At 69.0% G+C, this 403-nt stretch carries 1 protein-coding gene; it reads left to right on the top strand.

Annotated features, from left to right (window positions below):
• Position 1: 1 nt before the first annotated feature.
• Positions 2-403: aldehyde dehydrogenase family protein (locus AC6CH3_RS23470; protein WP_498134716.1), on the top strand; the 402-nt coding region annotated here is incomplete at its 3' end.

The raw sequence follows: 403 nt of genomic DNA, 5'->3' as shown, positions 1-403 counted from the left end.
GATCGGCGGGGACCACACCACCTCGGTGGACGGCAAGACCCAGATCATGATCACCAGGGAACCGGTTGGTCCCTGCGTGCTGGTCACGCCGTGGAACTTCCCGCTGGCGATGGGGGCCCGCAAGATCGCCCCGGCCGTGGCCGCGGGCTGCACCATGGTCTTCAAGCCCGCGGAACTGACGCCGCTGACCTCGCTGGCCCTGGTGGACATCTTCCGGCAGGCCGGCCTACCCGACGGCGTCCTGAACGTCGTCACCACCCTGGACGCATCCAGCGTCGTGGGGACCTGGACCGGCAGCGGCATCGCTCGGAAGATCAGCTTCACCGGCTCCACCGGGGTCGGCAAGATCCTGCTGCGCCAGGCGGCCGAGAATGTCATGCGCTCCTCGATGGAGCTCGGCGGC

Source organism: Arthrobacter sp. GQ119 (assembly GCF_059759125.1).
This window is presented reverse-complemented; position numbering and strand designations above follow the sequence as displayed.